Here is a 16,773-nt window from a genome sequence, read left to right as displayed (position 1 = left end):
GAAGGTGACAATGGGTGGAAGCAATGATTCGGCCCAGTTGGGGCGCCGCCCGCAAAAGGGCAGGCAGCCCCTAGAAGTAGCCCTGACGCTTGCGGTCTTCCATGGCGGCCTCCGAGCGCTGGTCGTCAGCACGCGCGCCGCGCTCGGCCTGCTGGGTGGTAGCCACCTCAGCCACAACCTCCTCCAGCGTTGTGGCGGTCGACTCCACGGCGCCGGTGCACGTCATGTCGCCAATGGTACGGAAGCGCACCATCTTCTCGGTGTAGTATTCGTCGTCCTTCAGCGTGATGTAGGGCGACTTGGCCAGGAGGACGCCGTCACGCTCAACCATCTCGCGCTGGTGCGCCAGGTAGAGGCTCGGAATTTCCAGATCCTCCTGCAAGATGTACTGCCACACGTCGAGCTCCGTCCAGTTGCTAAGCGGAAAGGCCCGGAAGTGCTCGCCGGGGTTGCTCCGCCCATTGTACAGGTTCCACAGCTCGGGCCGCTGATTCTTGGGGTCCCACTGCCCAAAGCGGTCGCGGTGCGAGAAGAAGCGTTCCTTTGCGCGCGCCTTCTCCTCATCGCGGCGCGCGCCGCCCAGGGCCACGTCGAACTTAAACTCGTCGATGGCATCCAGCAGCGTCACGATCTGCAACTTGTTGCGGCTGGCATTGGGGCCGGTTTCTTCCTTCACGCGCCCCTTGTCGATGGACGACTGCACGGTGCGCACAATGATGTTGAGGTCCCATCGCTCGGCGAGGTCGTCGCGAAAGTCGAGGGCCTCGGGGAAGTTGTGGCCGGTGTCCACGTGCAGCAACGGAAACGGCACCGTGCCCGGGTAAAACGCCTTGCGGGCCAAGTACGCCAGCAGGAGCGAGTCCTTCCCGCCGCTAAACATGAGCACCGGACGCTCAAACTGCGCCTCGGCTTCGCGAATCACGTGGATGGCTTCCGACTCCAGCCACTTGAGATGCTTCGAGGTATCGTCTGCGATAACCATAGAGGGTATGTTCTGTCGAGAAATGCTAACGGTAGACACGGTGCCCTAGGAGGACACCGATGCGGTATCGCTGGTTGGCACGGCACTGCGGAAGTAGTCGAGCGTGCGCGCTAGCCCTTCGGCGCGGTCAACAGCCGGCGCCCACTGCAAACGCTCGCGGGCCCGCGTAATGTCGGGCTGGCGCACCTGCGGGTCGTCCTTGGGCAGCTCCTCGTACGTGATGGTGCTGGACGATCCCGTCAGCCGGATGATCTCTTCCGCAAACTCCTTGATCGTAATCTCGTCGGGGTTGCCAATGTTGACAGGCTCTTCGACGGAGCTCATCAGCAGGCGGTAAATCCCCTCCACGAGATCGTCCACGTACTGAAACGAACGCGTTTGGCTACCATCGCCATACACCGTGAGCGGATCGCCCCGCAGGGCCTGGCTCATAAAGGTGGGCAGCGCGCGGCCATCGTCGATGCGCATGCGCGGGCCGTAGGTGTTAAAGATGCGCACGATGCGCGTCTCTACGCCGTGGTACCGGTTGTAGGCCATGGTGATGGCCTCGGCAAAGCGCTTGGCCTCGTCGTACACGCCCCGCGGCCCGATAGGGTTGACGTTGCCCCAGTACGTTTCCTTCTGCGGGTGCGTTTGCGGATCGCCGTACACCTCGCTGGTTGAGGCGAGCAAAAAGCGCGCGTTCTTGGCTTTGGCCAGTCCCAGCGCCTTGTGCGTGCCCAGCGCCCCCACCTTTAGCGTTTGGATGGGGAGCTTCAGGTAGTCGATGGGCGAGGCCGGGCTGGCAAAGTGCAGCACGTAATCGAGGTCGCCGCCTACGTGGATGTAGTTGGTGACGTCGTGCTTGATGAAGGTAAACCGTTCGTCATCGCGCTCAAAAAGGTGCGCGATGTTGTCCGGGTTGCCCGTGATCAGGTTGTCCATGCAGAGGACCTCGTGGCCCTCCGCGATGAACCGGTCGCACAGATGCGAGCCGAGGAAGCCAGCCCCCCCGGTGATGAGTGTACGTGGCATAGATCCGAAATCCGAAAAGGAAAGAAAACGCGACAGGCCGCAGCCTGGCGACCGCTGCTAGGCCTGCCCGTTGGTGGCAAGCGCGGCCTCGATCGCTTCGTCATCTTGCTGCGGCGCCACGTGCGGGCGGCCAATGCTGTAGTAGGCAAAGCCCATGTTGGCCATGCGCTGCGGCTCGAACACATTGCGGCCGTCGAAGATGAGCGGTGCCTTCAGCAGGTCGCGCACCTTGCCAAGATCCGGGCGGCGGAACTCGTGCCACTCGGTGCAGATGACGAGGGCGTCGGCATCGGGCAGGGCGTCGTACATGCTGTCGGCGTAGGTGATGGCATCGCCAAACACCTCGCGCGTGGTCTCGATGGCCTCCGGGTCGAACGCCACAACGTTGGCGCCGCGCTCCAGCAGTCCTTCGATGATAACGTGTGCGGGCGCTTCCCGAATGTCATCGGTGTTGGGCTTGAACGCCAGGCCCCACAGGGCGATGGTTTTGCCTGCTAGGTCGCCATCGAAGTAGTCGTCGAGGCGATCCACCATGAGGCGGCGCTGGGCGTCGTTCACGTCGAGCACCGCGTTGAGGATCTGAAAGTTGTAGTCGTTCTGCGCGCCGGTGCGGGCCAGCGCCTGCACATCCTTCGGGAAGCAGCTCCCGCCAAAGCCAATGCCCGAGTACAGGAAGTGTCGCCCAATGCGATGGTCTTTGCTAATCCCGAGGCGCACCTTGTCCACGTTCGCCCCCACCTTCTCGCACAGGTTGGCGATCTCGTTCATGAACGAGATGCGCGTTGCCAGGATGGAATTGGCCGCGTACTTGATCATCTCGGCCGAGCGCTCGTCCACCACCAGGATGGGATTGCCCTGCCGCACGAACGGTTCGTAGAGGCGCTCCATAATCTCGGCCGCGCGGTCGCTCGACGTACCAATGACGACGCGGTCGGGCTTCATGAAGTCATCGACGGCCGCGCCCTCGCGCAGGAATTCCGGATTCGACACCACGTCGAAATCGGTGCCCGGTACCAGGCCGCGCTCCGTCATCACGTCGCGTACCTTATCCGCCGTACCCACCGGCACGGTGCTCTTGTTCACGATGATGCGATAGTCCGCATCGTCTTCGGCCCGCAGCAGATCGGCTACGTCGCCGGCGGCACCCAAGACGTACGACAGGTCGGCCTCGCCGTCGGCCCCAGGAGGCGTGGGCAGGGCCATAAAGATCACGTCGCTGTCGGCGATTCCGGCGCGCAGGTCGGTGGTGAAGTGCAGCCGTCCTTCTTTGCGGTTGCGCGCAAAGTAGTGCTCCAGGTCGGGTTCGTAGATAGGGAGCGTACCGGCGCGCAGCTTCTCGACTTTTGCGTCGTCGATGTCTACGCAGGTCACGGTGTTGCCCATTTCGGCGAAGCACGTGCCAGAGACCAGGCCCACATAGCCGGTCCCAATAATCGTAATGTTCATGAGGAGGTCAGGATGTTCTTCCGAAGGAGTAAATCAACACGCGGGAGCGTGTCGTGAGCGCTTTGTGGTACAGCAACGCACCGACACGGACACAGCATACCCATCGCAGAGCATAACCGACGACTGTGCGATGGCGCATCGTGCTACCACTTTTGGCGTATTCCGTTCACGAAATGATGGTGCATGCGCCGGTGCGCACGTTGTAACGTTGCATGAGCCCCCCGTGCTAGTGATACCGCGTATAGGAACATTGTAACCAAGGTTGCACGATGGGCGGTGCTTGTTCGCCCATCCTTTTGTTTTACGAAAATCTTTGCACGCCGGCTTACACGCTCCGAAGCGCACTCACCGGTTCGATGCGCGACGCGCGCCGGGCGGGGGCCCAGCCGGCCAGCACGCTGATAAGCACGGCCCCGCCCCAAATCCCAAGCAGCAGGGGCCATGGATGCGCAAACACCTCAATCAGCGGAAGGCCCATACGCTGCAAATAAAACGCCAAGACCGCGTCAATCCCTTCCACCACCCCAAAGCCCAACAGCAACCCCGCGGTGGCGCCCAGCATGCCAAGCAGTCCGCTCTCCGCCACAAACAGCCGCCGCAAATCGCGCGCATCGCCTCCCACCGCCATCATCACGCCAATTTCGGGATACCGCTCGCGGATGTTCATCATGATCGTGTTGGCAATGCCAATAACCGCCACAATCAGCGCAATACCGCCAATGATGCCCAGCGCCAGGTCGAGCACAAGAAAGAGCTGCTCTACGCGCCCAAACTGATCCCGAAAGCTCGTCACATACACGCCCATGGCCTCAATGCGCTGCGTGACGGCGTCATGCCGGGTGCCCTCGGCAAGTTGCACGCGTACGGCCTGGTAGCCCTCTTGGGTTTCGGCGTTGCGAAAGATGAGATCCATCGTGGAAAAAAAGCTGATCTTCTTCAGGCTCTTTGCAAAGCCCAGCGGCAGTAGCACCCGCGTGAGGCCCGAGAGCGGCTGTTGCGCCTGCGGAAGTAAGCCCGCGACGCGCACATCGTACACCCGCCGCCCCATCGGCAGCGCAGCAATCCCGCGGCTGAACACCGCCGCCATGCTTGTGAGGCGGTCGAAGTTGAGGGAAGCGGTGGAGAGCTGAATGGTATCGCCCACAACGGACGCGGCCGGCGTGAAGCCCAGCCGCCGCGCAACCGACGGGCTCAGCAGCACTTCTGCGGCATTGCTTGACGAAAAAAACCGGCCGCTTATGGGCTGATAGGCCGCGATCGACTGAAACGTTTGCGGGATGGCTTCCCCAGCAACCGGCAGCCGCTGCCCGTTGGCATCGACCGTCGCCGGAAACGTCACTTCCGGATACGCGGCCCGCACGCCGGACACAGCCTCAATGGCTTGCACCAAACTATCGGTGAGCGGCACGGGCTCTTGCGGGGCGCTCATCGCCTCACGGGGCGATGTGAGCGACGGGATGTAGTGCGTGGTTACCCGTAGCGTGTTGTAGAGCTGCAGCGCATTGTACTCGCTGCGCGCCACCTGCTGCAATCCGGCACCGTACGACAACAACGCAAAAAGGGCAGCCACCGCAATGGCTACCCCAATCCCTGTGAGGGCGCTCCGCGTCGCATTCCGGCCGATGCTGTTCCAGGCCAGGCGACAAAGGTCAACGATGCGCATTGCAACCGGTACCCGTTCGTAGGAAAACACATGCGGGCGTCATACGAGCCGTGCCGGGCTGCGTTGCACAACCGGGCGCCGCACGTTTTCGGCCCCTTGTATTCTACGCGGCAACCGCAGCATTGCCCCGCAGTACCGGAAGGTGCTTCATCTGGAAGCACAGCCAGTCCTTCTTCGTTGCAACGCATCCAAGCTCGATGCCCCGACTGGTTTCAAACACATACACGGTCCCCAGCGGATGCACGTCGTAGATGACGTGTTGGGCGCGGCGGTGATCAACGGCCTCTGCACGCACACGCAGGTGCTGCACGCCGGCTATGGCGACAACTTCACCCCCAGTATCAAAGAATTCATCGGTCAACGACATATCGGTCCACACGCAATCGGTGTTGGTAATAACTGTGCTTCTGAAAGAGCAAGAAGCGTGCACAACCGGCCCGCGGCCCACATTATCTTTCAGAAAGGCCTTAGCCGATGTAAAGCGCCGCCGCACCGCGGGCACCGTCGCCATTTTTGGAAAATGATTGGGCGATGGATTTCTTTCTTACCGACGCATCAGTTTCTTTTTGTATCTCCTGCTAAGCAATGGCCGCCTCCGTACGTCGCCTCTTTCCCTACACCAGCCACAGTCTCGCAGACACCCGCGCCCTGGCGCACCGGTTGGCTGAGGCGCTTCCCCCCGGCACCGTCCTGGCACTGTCCGGCGACTTGGGCACGGGCAAAACGCATCTTGTAAAGGGACTCGCCGAAGCCCTGGGCATCGACCCGACGACCGTCCGAAGCCCCACCTTCACCATCGTGCACTCCTACACCGAGGGCACGCGCCCGCTCCATCATTTCGATGCGTACCGCATGGGCACGCCCGCAGCGTTTGAGGAACTGGGCTTTGCCTCCTACCTCGACGGCGACGGCCTCTGCGTCATCGAGTGGCCCGAGCGCGTGGCTTCGCTGCTGCCGCCTGATGCCGTGTGGCTCTCTCTCAGCCACGAAGGCCCTTCCACCCGCCGGTTCGAATGGGGCCGCAAAACATCAGATGATTAAGCACGGAACCATTGCCTCGGATGGACACGTTTCCTTGTGCCCATTCACACAACCCCAACACGTAGCCCACGCGCTATGAAAAAACTCCTCGCCTCTATCGGAATTGGCAACGCTACGGTCGACACCGTATTATCCTCTACCACCGTGCGTCCAGGGGATGTCGTCGATGCGGCGATTCACATCAAGGGCGGCAATGCCGAGCAGGAGGTCCACTACATCGAGCTGGAACTCGAAACGCGCTACCGTGATGAAGTGGGCGACGGGGAGGCGTATGTGGATGCCACCCTGGCCACTTATCGCCTAACCGACGGCTTTACCATCACGCCGGGCATGGACAAGACCCTCTCGGCGGAAATCGAGATTCCGCACCACACGCCGCTCACCATGGGCGACGCCCGCGTATGGGTCGAAACGGACCTGGAGGTTCCCATGGCCATCGATCCGTCGGACAAGGATCCGCTCACGGTGCAGCCTACGCCCACCATGCAGGCCGTATTCGACGGCGCCGAGGCGCTGGGGCTTGCCTTCCGAAAGGCCGATTGCGAAGCTGACCCCTACAGCCGCTACGTCAGCGGACGCTCGTTTGTGCAGGAGTTTACGTTTCGGCCCAGCCGCGGCAGCACGTTTGCCGGTAGGCTCGACGAGGTGGAGTTCATCTTCGCGCCTTCGGCCAACAGCCTGCAGGTATTTGTGGAAGTGGACCGACGCGGCGGCTTCTTATCGGAAGCCTTCGACAGCGACGAGCACAAAACCGGGTTTACGCTTCGCACCGCCGACGCCCGCGAGGCCCGCTCGCATCTCGAATCGGCCATTCAGCAGGCGCTTTAGGCTGTATCTGCCCCCCGCGGACCGCGCCTGGTTGGGCAGCCGCTGCTGCTGCGTTGCCCTGCAGCGCTGTAGGCCCGCTACTGCTGCCTAGAGCGCCGTGCACCTTCGGCGTCCCCCACGGGCGCGCGCTCACGTCAATGTTTCAAACACAGCCTAGCCATGAGCAACAAGATGCGCAAAAAGCGCGACCTGCCCGAGAAGGTCTGCCCGGTCTGCGGGCGGCCGTTCAAGTGGCGGAAGAAGTGGGCCGACGACTGGGAGCACGTGAAGTACTGCAGCGAGCGCTGCCGTCGCAACAAACACCGGTCACACGACGCGTGAGCCCTTACGTGGTCAGCACGTCGCCCGCGGCAATGTCGTAGCCGTTCAGGAAATCCGTGGCCTTGTGCCGCTGCTTGCCGGGCTGCTGCAGCTCAGTGAGGGCCACCGCGCCGGTGTCGCAAGCCACCACGAGCTGTTCGCCGGCCGAGAGCACCGTCCCCGGCTCGCCCTGCCCCGACGCCACGCGGGCCCGGTACACCTTCAGCCGCGTGTCGCCGTGCATCGTCCACGCGCCCGGATACGGCGACAGCCCGCGGATGTGGTTGTGCACGTCGGACGCGGTGCGCCCCCACGGAATGGCGCAGTCGTCGGGAAAGATTTTGGGGGCGGGCGTTGCCTTGCTGTCGTCTTGCGGCTGCGGATCGACCGTGCCGGCTTCAATGTGCTGCACCGTCTCAACCACCGCCTCGGCGCCCAGGTGCATCATGCGGTCGTGCACGTCGCCCGCGGTTTCGTTGGGGCCAATGGGCATCGACTTGCGCAAGATGATCTGCCCGGTGTCCACTTGCTTCTGAAGGAAGAACGTGGTCACCCCGGTTTCCGTCTCGCCATTCATCACGGCCCAGTTGATCGGCGCCGCGCCGCGGTACTTGGGCAGCAACGAGCCGTGCAGGTTGAAGGCACCCTGGGCTGCGGTCTCGTACACCGCCGGCGGCAAAATCTTGAAGGCCACCACCACAATCACGTCGGGCGACAGCGCGGCCACCGCATCGGCAAACGACGCGTCGCGCACCGAATCTGGCTGCAAAATGGGGGCGATGCCTGCCTCTTGGGCCACGGCCTTCACCGGGGTGGGCGTTACGCGCTGCCCCCGGCCGCGCGGCCGATCGGGGCCGGTGACGACCGCTACGGGCGGATAATCGTGGGCGATGAGGGCGCGAAGCGATGGCACCGCAAACTCGGGGGTGCCCATGAACACAATACGCATGGCAGCAGGCAATGGATGAGAAGAGTGTGCGGGGCGGACGGGCCATTCGTCGGCGCGCTACGCGTCAACGCCCTTGAAGAGGCCCTCTACGAATCCCTTGCGGTCGAAGACCTGCAGGTCGTCGAGGGCCTCGCCAACGCCGATGTACTTCACGGGCACCTGAAACTGGTGCGACACGCCAATGACAACCCCGCCCTTGGCCGTGCCGTCGAGCTTGGTGAGGGCGAGGCTCGTCACGTCGACGCTCTCGGTAAACTCCTCGGCCTGGCGGATGGCATTTTGGCCGGTGGACGCGTCGAGCACGAGCAGCACCTCGTGCGGCGCGCCCTCTACCTTGCGCCCCATGACGCGTTTGATCTTCGCCAACTCGTCCATCAGGCCGCCCTTGGTGTGCAAGCGGCCGGCGGTATCCACGATGACGACGTCGGCGTCACGGGCACGGGCCGCCTCTACCGAGTCGAAGGCGACCGCCGCGGGGTCGGCGCCATGCTGTTGCTTGATGAGGGGCACGTCGGCCCGCTCGGCCCAAATCTCCAGCTGTTCAATGGCCGCGGCCCGAAACGTATCGGCAGCCCCCAACACGACGCCTTTTCCGGCCTGCTTGTAGCGGTGCGCCATCTTGCCGATGGTCGTCGTTTTGCCTACGCCGTTCACGCCGACCACCATGATGACGTACGGCTTGTGGGGCAGCGGCGCCTCGAAGTCGGCCGGCCGCTCTTCCTCTTTCTCCAGCATGAGCGCCGCAATCTCGTCGCGGATCAGGCCGTTCAGCTCGTCGGTGGAGACGTACTGGTCGCTGGCCACGCGGGCCTCGACGCGGTCGATGATGTCGAGCGTGGTTTCCACGCCCACGTCGCTGGTGACGAGCAGCTCTTCGAGCTGGTCCAGCACCGAGGCGTCAACGGTATCCTTGCCGCGCACCATGCGGTCGAGCTTACCAAAGAAGCTGGACCGGGTTTTTTCCAGGCCGTCCTCCAGCTTTTCTTGCTCTTCCTCATCGTTGCGACGAACGAAGCGATCTAGAATGCCCATGGCGATATGCAGTTAGTGGGTTGGCGTAGGCGAAGCAGACGAAACGGGGGGCGACGGCGGCGATTCGGACGTGGGCGGCGGCGTGTAGGTCATGGCCCGAATGAACCGGCGCACGTACATGATGAAGGACCACGCTAAAAGTGTTGTGGTGATCCACACGCAAAACTGCAGCACCGGCGGATCGGCCTTAAGGATAGCGGCGAGCACGGTAAGCGCCAGCCAAAACGTAGCCGCCTTGCCCGACCAGATGCTCATGGCCACGTGCCCGTGCTTCTGAACGATGAAGTAGCTTCCTGCAAGGATTGCGGCGTCGCGGGCCACGAGCGCACCAAAAAACCACAGCGGCAACGTGGGCTCTGCGGTGCGAAAGGTGAGCACGATGACCGTGAGAAACCCGGCGAACTTGTCGGCGAGCGGATCGAGCACCTTGCCCCACTCCGAGGTGCTGTGCGACCACCGCGCAACGCGCCCGTCGAGCCAGTCGGTGAAGCAAGCCGTCAGCACCAGTCCGAAGAGCCAGGCCAGCGAGCCGTCGGTCCACAGCAACCATGCAATCGGCACAACCAGCACCAACCGCAACAGGCTCAAGGCATTGGGCACCGTCCAAAAGCGTCCCCAACGGGCGTCAGACAGAACAGAGGACATAGTGATGCGCGTGAACTAAACTACGGGGGAGGGAGGACCACAAAATACCTGTTACGCGGTGTGTCGTTCGGCACCCACACGCTTTTCGCATGGGAGGCCGCCCCCCGTACGCACGATTGCGCCCAAGCGCCCGAAATCAATCAATATTTTGCCGCGTGGCCTGCCATTGCGGATGCATCTTGCCGCTCCATCCAACAGTTTGTGGGTGCCTGTTTCTCAACGCACCCCTTTGCATGTGGATTTTTCTCTTTGTGGCGCTGCTGCTTCTTCAGGGCGCGTACGGATGGTGGCTGTATCGCAGCTTTGATGCTGCTGCGGCCTCGCCGCCCCGCAGCGCGCCTGGCGATGCCGACGCCCTGCCGCCCCTGTCGGTGATTGTGGCCGTGCGCGACGAGGAGGAGCACCTGCCGGAGCTGTTGCGCTGCCTGGCCGCCCAAACGCACCCGCGCCTTGAGGTTGTCATCGTCAACGATGCGTCGGTCGATGGCACCGCGGCCTTGCTCGACGACTGGACCCGCGCGGCCCCCCACCGGCGCGTGCTGACCGTCGATGAGCCGCGCGCACCCCGGAAGAAGCGCGCCCTGGCCCGTGGCATTGCCGCCGCCCGCCACGACCTGCTGGCTTTCACCGATGCCGATTGCACCCCGCCGCCCACCTGGGCAGCCGCGCTGGCCCGCCGCCACGCCGCAGCCGAGATGCCCCAGGTGCTCGTCGGCTACAGTCCGATGCTGAAGCGCCCGGGCCTGCTCAACGCACTTGCTCGCTACGAGACGCTGCTCACCGGCGCTTTTACGGCGGCGGCCATTGGCGGCGGGCGGCCCTACATGGCCGTGGGCCGCAACCTGAGCTATCCGCGCGCCGTGTTCGATGCGGTGGCGGGCTTTACCAACGGCGCCTCCTCGATGAGCGGCGACGACGACCTGTTCGTGCAGGCCGTGCAGGCGACCCAGGCGGCCACGGTTACGGCGCTGACCGACCCCGCGACGCACGTGCCGACGCATCCGCCGCCTACGTGGCGCGCCTGGATCCACCGGAAGCGCCGGCACGTGTCGGCGGGCTGGCACTACGCGCGGGCCCCGCAGGTGCACCTTACGCTCTACCAAACCAGCGCCACGGCCTTGTGGGCAGCTCCGCTGCTGCTGGGCCCGCTGGGCGCTGGCCTCCTCGCTGCCCGCCTGCTCATCCACGCGGCCCTCGTGGGGTCGGCCGCCCGCACGTTCAAGGCGCGTGACTTGCTGGGGGGCTTTTTGCTGTGGGAGCTGGGCTACGCCCTGTACCACCTCACCGTGGTGCCCCTCGGCCTCTTGCGCGCCCCCCGCCGGTGGGATCCCAACGATCCGTAGCCCGCGCTGTACACGATTCCTTGCTGCCAAAAACGATCCCTCAACGGCTAGAACGGCACCTCATCGGTCGGCTCTTCCGAAGCCGCCGGCGCATGCTCGCGCGTCTGAATGGTGATGCCTTCCGCCGAAAATCCGAACAGATCCTCGGGCGAAAAGATGAGGCGGAAGTCGTGCTCCGTAAAGAACGGTTCGAACTTGCGCGCAAACTCGTCGAGCCGCTTCAGGTAGTATGCCGTGTTTTCGTCGGGATGGGCCGGGTCCCACGCATCGGCCCGCTTGCTGTGTCGGAAGGCCGTCACGTTTGCGTCGTCGCCCGTGATGTAGTAGGCGATGCGGTCGCCCTTCCGCACCGGTTGCCCGGTGGCCTCGGCCTGCTGACGCGCCAGCTCGTACGCCGCGGCCCGCGGGCGCTCGCCGGCCGCAACGGCGTCTTCGTAGGCGTCCAGGGTGGTCTTGAGCGTCTCGGTGCGCGAAAAGCTGCTCACGTCGTCCCAGTCGTGCGCGATGATGCGCTCGCGCGTGTCGATGTACAGGCGATGCAGCCCGGCGATGTCTTCCTCGATGAGCCGGCGAATGGCGCGCCGCACAAACCGCCGCCCAAAGGCTTCGTTCGAGCGCGAGATGAGCGAGGAGCCCTTAAACTTCAGCGTATCGTCGTACGTGAGCAGCGCGTAGTTCTTCTTCTTGTACGAAAGCATGCGCTTAAACCGGCCGTCAAAGCCGATGCGGATGCCCGGCGGCATGGCGTCGGTCAGCCCCACCGTAAAGGACCGTTCGGCCTCGGCGCCGCGCACGTCGTCGGGCGGCACGAACAGCACGCCGTCGGTGTCGACTTCAATCACGGTGCCGCCGCGCGCCCGGATCTCCTCCATGATGTGACGCAAGATCTTTTGCCCGACGCGCGCCACGCGGTCGGCCTCGGCAAAGTCGTTAAACGTGGCCAGGCTAAAGCCCAGCATGCCGTAAAAACTGTTGATCAGGATTTTGTATGACGACTGCCGCGCATCCAACTCGCTGCGCACTTCCTCATCGGCGGCCGCTTTCATCTGGCGCTTGGCATCGAAGCGGAGGTCGGTGAGGCGCTCCAGCAGGTTCGGAAACAAGTCGAGCAGGTCGCCCGCCGGCTGAATGTCGTAGTTGAGCATGATGGACGGGTACAGGCTCTCGACGTCGGCATACACCACCGGCCCCACCACGCCCGTCACAAAGATGTCGGTGTAGCCGCCCATCGACTGGCTGCCCCACGTGCTGCGCGGCATCGACACGCGCTGGCGCAAATACTCGCGCACAAAGAGCGCCTCGATCTTCGAGGCCGGGCCCCGGCGCGCCACGTCGTCGTAGGTCATGGGCAGCATTTGCGTGAGGTAGAACGAGGAGCCGGAGAGGTGCCGCGCGAGGCGCTCGGTCTCAACCACGTCGTCGAGGGCATAGTCCAGCAAGCGCTCGCGGTCGTGGTCCCATGCAGCGGAGATATCGGCGCCTTCGATGTAGGTGCGCGCCTCGGGGGCGAAGCCAAAGTAGCGGGCCGCGGTTTTGAGGGAATAGTCCGGCAGGTCGCGCTTGAACACATCGAAGCTCATCACCTGAAAGTACGTGTCGATGACGTGCCGCCCGGCAATGGCGTGCGCCGGAAAGTCGACCACCCGTTCGGCAAAGCGCATGCTGGCGTCGTACACGCGCGGCGCCGAGCCGTCGCGGCCAATGGCAAACGGCACGTCGTGCAGCGCGCACCGCTTCATGAGGTAGTCCAGGTCGAACGCGTGGATGTTGTGCCCTTCAATGACATCGGGATCGCGGTCTTGGATGGTAGCCACGAGGCGCTGGAGCAGCGCGCGCTCGTCGGTCGCGTCGTCCTGGTACAAAAGCTGCTGCCACCCGCGGTTGTCCGAAAGGGCCACGATGATCACCGCATCCTCCGGACGCTCCGCGCTTGGAAACCGGCCCGGACTGTACACCTCAATGTCGAGCTGCAGGCGGTGCACGTCATCGAGCGTCATGTCTTTGAAGCACGTGCGGCCGGTCTGCATCAGGTACTGCTGGGCCGGGCTGCTTACGAGGTAGAGCTCCTCGGGCCGCCGCTCGTCGCTGTCCGTGGCCCGCTCAACGGTGCGCAGGGCATCCCAGTAATCGCCCCACGTGTTAAACACCACCACATGCTGAAAAAAGTTGTCGCCGTCTAGCCGCTGCGCCTTGAACGTGTCGCGGCACGGGCGCAGCAGGTCGATATCGGAAATAAAGAAGAACGGATAGAGGCGTTCGGTGGACGTCTCCACCGCCTGGAAGTCGGCCGTGCGGCGGTACAGGCGCACCTGCGCCGGGGCATGCGACGGGCGTTCCATCAGCGGCTGTACGTCCACAATGCGCGGCAACGGATCGCGGCCGTAAAGGGCTGCGTCGGGCGCTGCGTTCGTGCTATCGGCCATCCCCGCGGTGTTGTCATGAACAGGCTGCTTGTGTAGGTACCGCTGGCACGGCAGAAGGTGCCTGCACCGCTTCTGCTATGGAACACCAACCGCCCCCATGACCACCATTAGCACGCGTGTTTTCTCCCTTGGCCCCTTGCATCGTGCCCTCTTATTCGCTGACGGTTGTTGGACCGCAGGCGCCCTATCGCGGCGGCATCGCTCATTTTACCGAGATGACCATTTCGGTCCTTCGCAGTGAGGGGCACGACGTGCGCGGCATCAACTTTCGGCGGCAGTACCCGTCGGTGTTGTTTCCGGGCAAAACGCAGCTCGAACCCCACGCGACGCCCGCGCCCGCTCCGCGCCTGCTCGACAGCATCAACCCGGTGTCGTGGCTGCGCACGGCACGCGCCCTGCGCACCCCGTCGCCCGACGCCGTTATCTTTCAGTACTGGATGCCCTTCTTTGGGCCGGCCTACGGCACCATTGCGCGGCTCTTGCGCCGGCGGCAGATCCCCTCGCTGGCGCTGGTGCACAACGCCTTGCCGCACGAGCGCCATGTGGGCGATGCGTGGCTGGCCCGCTACTTTCTGCGCGCCTGCCACGGGCACGTGGTGATGTCGGATGCGGTGCACGATACGCTCCGCACCCTTGTGGGCGACGCGCCGCCCATCGCGCAGATCGACCATCCCGTGTACGCCCGGTTCGGACCCGCCCCCGACCGGTCCGCAGCGCGCGATGCCCTGGGCCTGCCGCCCAATGCACCGGTGCTTCTCTTTTTTGGCTTTGTGCGGGCCTACAAAGGCCTCGACGTGTTGCTGAAGGCCCTGCCGCGCGTTGTTGCCGAGGTCCCAAATGCGCAGCTCGTCATTGCGGGCGAGGCCTACGACGACCCGGCCCGCTACCAACGGCTCATCGACGCGCACGGCCTGGCCGACCGCGTGCATTGGCACGACCGCTACATTCCCAACGAGGCGGTGGCGCGCTACTTCGCGGCCGCCGATGTGGTGGTGCAGCCGTACGTGTCGGCGACGCAAAGCGGCGTCGCCCAGATTGCCTTTCACTTTGCGCGGCCCATGATTTTGACCGATGTGGGCGGCTTGGCCGAGATTGTGCCGCATGAGGAGGCGGGCCTCGTGGTGCCTCCGCGCAACCCCGACGCTCTCGCCGCGGCCATCGTGCGGTTCTTTCGCGACGACATGCGCGAGACCCTCGCCGCAGGCGTGCGGCGGCAGCGGGAGCGATTTGCACCGGCGCGCCTCGCAGAGGCCCTCACCGGATTGCTGTAATCGTTGAATGCGTTACGGCGCCTGCACGAAATCCGAGAGGTGACCGATGAACGCCTGGGGGCGCTCGGCATGCACGTTGTGGCCGGCCCCCTCTACCACATGGCACCCCACGGCCGGGCACCGCTGCGCGATGCGACGCGCCACCGCCGTGTACTTCCTGTCCAGCGCACCGGTGATGTAGCGCACCGGACGCGCACACTGGGCCAGCTCCTCCCACAGCGGCGGCTGTGTGCCGGTGCCCATCCCCTCCAGCGCCCGCGCAAGCTCCGACGGGTCGTTTTGCATGCGGGCGTCGATCATCGGCTCCACCAGGTCGTGCTGCGCAAGCGATGCAAACAGGGGCTGGCGGTACCACCGCTCCAAAAAGCCACGGAAGTCGTTTTGGATACGCAGCGCCCGCTCGGCATCGAGGCCGCGCCGGGCCGTCCGCTCCGTCGCCCGCTCCAGGCCCGGATGGGCCGACTCCAGCAGCAACCGCTGCACCCGCGTGGGATGAAAGCACGCAAAATAGAGCGCCACACGACCGCCCATGGAATACCCCACGAGCGTGCACGCCGTGATGCGCAGCGCATCCAACACATCGGCAAGCGCCTGCGTAGCCCCCTCCATTGAGTACAGATAGCGCGGCCGCTCCGTCGACTGTCCGTGGCCGGGCAGGTCGATGCACACCACGTTGGTACGCGTTGTGAGCGCCTGAACGATGGGCTGCCAGGCGCGCGCCGATCCCATAAACCCGTGAATGAAGCACGTCCAGCCGGTGCCCCGACCTTCGTAAACGTCGTAATGCAGTGGCTCCATGCGTGCGTCGGGATTTGTGACGGAACGGTTTCTATTGGTGTTGGCATATTGCACCTGTGCTTCGTACGCTTTCGTGTTTGCTAATCGTTCGAAAAGAAATGTGACCGTCTGATGCTTTCTCGCCGCCGCTTTCTTCAGCTCTCGGGGGCCGCGCTCGCGGCCGCACCGTTCGCGTCCATCGCGCGCCCCCGCTTCGATGATGCCTTTACGCCGCTTCGCCACAGCATTGGCGTGTTCACCCAGCGCGGCGGCACCATCGGCTGGATGGCGCATCCCGAGGCGCTCGTGGTTGTGGATACGCAGATGCCAGCGACCGCCAAGCAGTGTTGGTCCGGGCTGCAGACGCGCACCGAGAGCGGACTGTCGCTGCTCGTGAACACGCATCACCACGGCGATCATACCGGCGGCAACCCCGTGCTTGGCCCCAAAGCCAGCCAGTTTGTGGCGCACGCCAACGTGCCCCGGTTGCAGCGCGCGGCGGCAGATGACGGCGCTACCCCCGTGGTGGCCAATCAGACCTACACCGACCACTGGGAGCGCAACATGGGCGGCGAGGTGGTGCAGCTCGACCACTACGGTCCGGCGCACACCGGCGGCGACACGGTCGTCTTTTTCCAGAACGCCAACATCGCACATGTCGGCGACCTCGTGTTCAACCGGGTCTATCCGTTTATCGACATCGACGGCGGCGCCTCAATCACCAACTGGATGACGACGCTGGAAACGCTCTACGATCGATTCGATGACGACACCATCGTCATTCACGGCCACGGACACCCGAATCCATCGTACGGAATCACCGGCTCGCGGGACGATCTGCTGGCGATGCGTGATTTCTTGGCGGCCCTCTACGGCTACGTCGCGCGCCAGCGCCAGGCCGGGGCGTCGCTCGAAGAGATGCAACAGGTGAAGCAGCTGAAGGGCTTTGCGGTGCAGGCCAAGGCCGATTGGCCACTCCCACTCGACCGCTGCATTGCCGCAGCCTACCGCGAGCAGACGACGGCCTAACCGCCTGCGCGCTCCTCGTGCAGCCGTCGC

Annotated in this window: 16 protein-coding genes; 6 read left to right on the top strand and 10 right to left on the bottom strand. The window is 64.2% G+C overall.

The window, feature by feature from the left end:
• Positions 1 to 70 precede the first annotated feature (70 nt).
• From cysD to SALLO_RS18340, 5 genes are all read right to left on the bottom strand, one after another.
• Positions 71 to 982 carry a sulfate adenylyltransferase subunit CysD gene (gene cysD, locus SALLO_RS0100540; protein WP_022834385.1) on the bottom strand — a complete coding sequence of 304 codons (912 nt, stop codon included), beginning with the start codon at positions 980 to 982 and terminating at the stop codon, positions 71 to 73.
• A gap of 45 nt (positions 983 to 1,027) precedes the next feature.
• Positions 1,028 to 1,996, bottom strand: a complete 969-nt coding sequence (locus SALLO_RS0100535) for a UDP-glucuronic acid decarboxylase family protein (protein WP_022834384.1) — start codon at positions 1,994 to 1,996, stop codon at positions 1,028 to 1,030.
• A 57-nt stretch (positions 1,997 to 2,053) separates the two neighbouring features.
• Positions 2,054 to 3,442, bottom strand: coding sequence for a UDP-glucose dehydrogenase family protein (locus SALLO_RS0100530; protein ID WP_022834383.1), 1,389 nt, complete (start codon positions 3,440 to 3,442; stop codon positions 2,054 to 2,056).
• Between the two features lie 325 nt (positions 3,443 to 3,767).
• Positions 3,768 to 5,105 (bottom strand): ABC transporter permease, encoded by a 1,338-nt coding sequence (locus tag SALLO_RS0100525; RefSeq protein ID WP_022834382.1) that lies wholly within the window; start codon positions 5,103 to 5,105, stop codon positions 3,768 to 3,770.
• A gap of 103 nt (positions 5,106 to 5,208) precedes the next feature.
• Positions 5,209 to 5,616: a hypothetical protein gene (locus SALLO_RS18340; protein WP_157621108.1), complete on the bottom strand. Its 408-nt coding sequence runs from the start codon at positions 5,614 to 5,616 to the stop codon at positions 5,209 to 5,211.
• A gap of 74 nt (positions 5,617 to 5,690) precedes the next feature.
• Between SALLO_RS18340 and tsaE the strand changes: the two genes are divergently transcribed.
• From tsaE to SALLO_RS18025, 3 genes are all read left to right on the top strand, one after another.
• Positions 5,691 to 6,146 carry a tRNA (adenosine(37)-N6)-threonylcarbamoyltransferase complex ATPase subunit type 1 TsaE gene (gene tsaE, locus SALLO_RS0100515; RefSeq protein ID WP_022834380.1) on the top strand — a complete coding sequence of 152 codons (456 nt, stop codon included), beginning with the start codon at positions 5,691 to 5,693 and terminating at the stop codon, positions 6,144 to 6,146.
• Between the two features lie 75 nt (positions 6,147 to 6,221).
• Complete coding sequence (locus tag SALLO_RS0100510; protein ID WP_022834379.1) at positions 6,222 to 6,974, top strand: sporulation protein; 753 nt, start codon at positions 6,222 to 6,224, stop codon at positions 6,972 to 6,974.
• A gap of 159 nt (positions 6,975 to 7,133) precedes the next feature.
• Positions 7,134 to 7,295 (top strand): DUF2256 domain-containing protein, encoded by a 162-nt coding sequence (locus tag SALLO_RS18025; RefSeq protein WP_022834378.1) that lies wholly within the window; start codon positions 7,134 to 7,136, stop codon positions 7,293 to 7,295.
• A 4-nt stretch (positions 7,296 to 7,299) separates the two neighbouring features.
• Here SALLO_RS18025 and fmt read toward each other — a convergent pair whose 3' ends face one another.
• From fmt to SALLO_RS14245, 3 genes are read right to left on the bottom strand one after another with little or no spacing between them, the layout of a single operon-like run.
• On the bottom strand, positions 7,300 to 8,223 hold the full coding sequence (gene fmt, locus SALLO_RS0100500; protein WP_022834377.1) for a methionyl-tRNA formyltransferase: 924 nt from the start codon (positions 8,221 to 8,223) through the stop codon (positions 7,300 to 7,302).
• 57 nt (positions 8,224 to 8,280) lie between these two features.
• Positions 8,281 to 9,255, bottom strand: a complete 975-nt coding sequence (gene ftsY, locus SALLO_RS0100495; protein ID WP_022834376.1) for a signal recognition particle-docking protein FtsY — start codon at positions 9,253 to 9,255, stop codon at positions 8,281 to 8,283.
• Positions 9,256 to 9,267: 12 nt separating this feature from the next.
• The gene (locus SALLO_RS14245; RefSeq protein WP_022834375.1) at positions 9,268 to 9,900 is read right to left on the bottom strand and encodes a CDP-alcohol phosphatidyltransferase family protein; all 633 of its coding nucleotides are present in this window, start codon (positions 9,898 to 9,900) and stop codon (positions 9,268 to 9,270) included.
• A gap of 233 nt (positions 9,901 to 10,133) precedes the next feature.
• Here SALLO_RS14245 and SALLO_RS0100485 point away from each other — a divergent pair, with 233 nt between their 5' ends.
• Positions 10,134 to 11,243 carry a glycosyltransferase gene (locus tag SALLO_RS0100485; RefSeq protein ID WP_022834374.1) on the top strand — a complete coding sequence of 370 codons (1,110 nt, stop codon included), beginning with the start codon at positions 10,134 to 10,136 and terminating at the stop codon, positions 11,241 to 11,243.
• A gap of 47 nt (positions 11,244 to 11,290) precedes the next feature.
• Here the strand turns inward: SALLO_RS0100485 and SALLO_RS14240 are convergent, their stop codons facing one another.
• The gene (locus SALLO_RS14240) at positions 11,291 to 13,666 is read right to left on the bottom strand and encodes a DNA polymerase domain-containing protein (RefSeq protein ID WP_022834373.1); all 2,376 of its coding nucleotides are present in this window, start codon (positions 13,664 to 13,666) and stop codon (positions 11,291 to 11,293) included.
• A gap of 143 nt (positions 13,667 to 13,809) precedes the next feature.
• On the opposite strand from SALLO_RS14240, the gene SALLO_RS0100475 reads away from it, so the two are divergent.
• Positions 13,810 to 14,937 carry a glycosyltransferase gene (locus tag SALLO_RS0100475; RefSeq protein ID WP_022834372.1) on the top strand — a complete coding sequence of 376 codons (1,128 nt, stop codon included), beginning with the start codon at positions 13,810 to 13,812 and terminating at the stop codon, positions 14,935 to 14,937.
• A gap of 12 nt (positions 14,938 to 14,949) precedes the next feature.
• Here the strand turns inward: SALLO_RS0100475 and menH are convergent, their stop codons facing one another.
• On the bottom strand, positions 14,950 to 15,735 hold the full coding sequence (gene menH / locus SALLO_RS14235) for a 2-succinyl-6-hydroxy-2,4-cyclohexadiene-1-carboxylate synthase (protein WP_051141230.1): 786 nt from the start codon (positions 15,733 to 15,735) through the stop codon (positions 14,950 to 14,952).
• Between the two features lie 111 nt (positions 15,736 to 15,846).
• Between menH and SALLO_RS0100465 the strand changes: the two genes are divergently transcribed.
• Complete coding sequence (locus SALLO_RS0100465) at positions 15,847 to 16,743, top strand: MBL fold metallo-hydrolase (protein ID WP_040605696.1); 897 nt, start codon at positions 15,847 to 15,849, stop codon at positions 16,741 to 16,743.
• The last annotated feature ends 30 nt before the right edge of the window (positions 16,744 to 16,773 follow it).

The organism is Salisaeta longa DSM 21114 (assembly GCF_000419585.1).
In the GTDB taxonomy this organism is placed as follows: Bacteria; Bacteroidota; Rhodothermia; order Rhodothermales; family Salinibacteraceae; genus Salisaeta; species Salisaeta longa.
Note: the sequence above shows the minus strand (reverse complement) of the source record. Positions and strands in the feature narration are given on the sequence as shown.

What these genes read in the sequence shown, in the direction of transcription:
- SALLO_RS0100510 (WP_022834379.1), top strand. Translation starts at nt 6,222, where the DNA reads ATGAAAAAACTCCTCGCCTCTATCGGAATTGGCAACGCTACGGTCGAC.
- SALLO_RS0100485 (WP_022834374.1), top strand. Translation starts at nt 10,134, where the DNA reads ATGTGGATTTTTCTCTTTGTGGCGCTGCTGCTTCTTCAGGGCGCGTAC.
- cysD (WP_022834385.1), bottom strand. Translation starts at nt 982, where the DNA reads ATGGTTATCGCAGACGATACCTCGAAGCATCTCAAGTGGCTGGAGTCG.
- SALLO_RS18025 (WP_022834378.1), top strand. Translation starts at nt 7,134, where the DNA reads ATGAGCAACAAGATGCGCAAAAAGCGCGACCTGCCCGAGAAGGTCTGC.
- SALLO_RS14245 (WP_022834375.1), bottom strand. Translation starts at nt 9,900, where the DNA reads ATGTCCTCTGTTCTGTCTGACGCCCGTTGGGGACGCTTTTGGACGGTG.
- ftsY (WP_022834376.1), bottom strand. Translation starts at nt 9,255, where the DNA reads ATGGGCATTCTAGATCGCTTCGTTCGTCGCAACGATGAGGAAGAGCAA.
- SALLO_RS0100465 (WP_040605696.1), top strand. Translation starts at nt 15,847, where the DNA reads ATGCTTTCTCGCCGCCGCTTTCTTCAGCTCTCGGGGGCCGCGCTCGCG.
- SALLO_RS0100535 (WP_022834384.1), bottom strand. Translation starts at nt 1,996, where the DNA reads ATGCCACGTACACTCATCACCGGGGGGGCTGGCTTCCTCGGCTCGCAT.
- menH (WP_051141230.1), bottom strand. Translation starts at nt 15,735, where the DNA reads ATGGAGCCACTGCATTACGACGTTTACGAAGGTCGGGGCACCGGCTGG.
- tsaE (WP_022834380.1), top strand. Translation starts at nt 5,691, where the DNA reads ATGGCCGCCTCCGTACGTCGCCTCTTTCCCTACACCAGCCACAGTCTC.
- SALLO_RS0100530 (WP_022834383.1), bottom strand. Translation starts at nt 3,442, where the DNA reads ATGAACATTACGATTATTGGGACCGGCTATGTGGGCCTGGTCTCTGGC.
- SALLO_RS18340 (WP_157621108.1), bottom strand. Translation starts at nt 5,616, where the DNA reads ATGGCGACGGTGCCCGCGGTGCGGCGGCGCTTTACATCGGCTAAGGCC.
- fmt (WP_022834377.1), bottom strand. Translation starts at nt 8,223, where the DNA reads ATGCGTATTGTGTTCATGGGCACCCCCGAGTTTGCGGTGCCATCGCTT.
- SALLO_RS14240 (WP_022834373.1), bottom strand. Translation starts at nt 13,666, where the DNA reads ATGGCCGATAGCACGAACGCAGCGCCCGACGCAGCCCTTTACGGCCGC.
- SALLO_RS0100525 (WP_022834382.1), bottom strand. Translation starts at nt 5,105, where the DNA reads ATGCGCATCGTTGACCTTTGTCGCCTGGCCTGGAACAGCATCGGCCGG.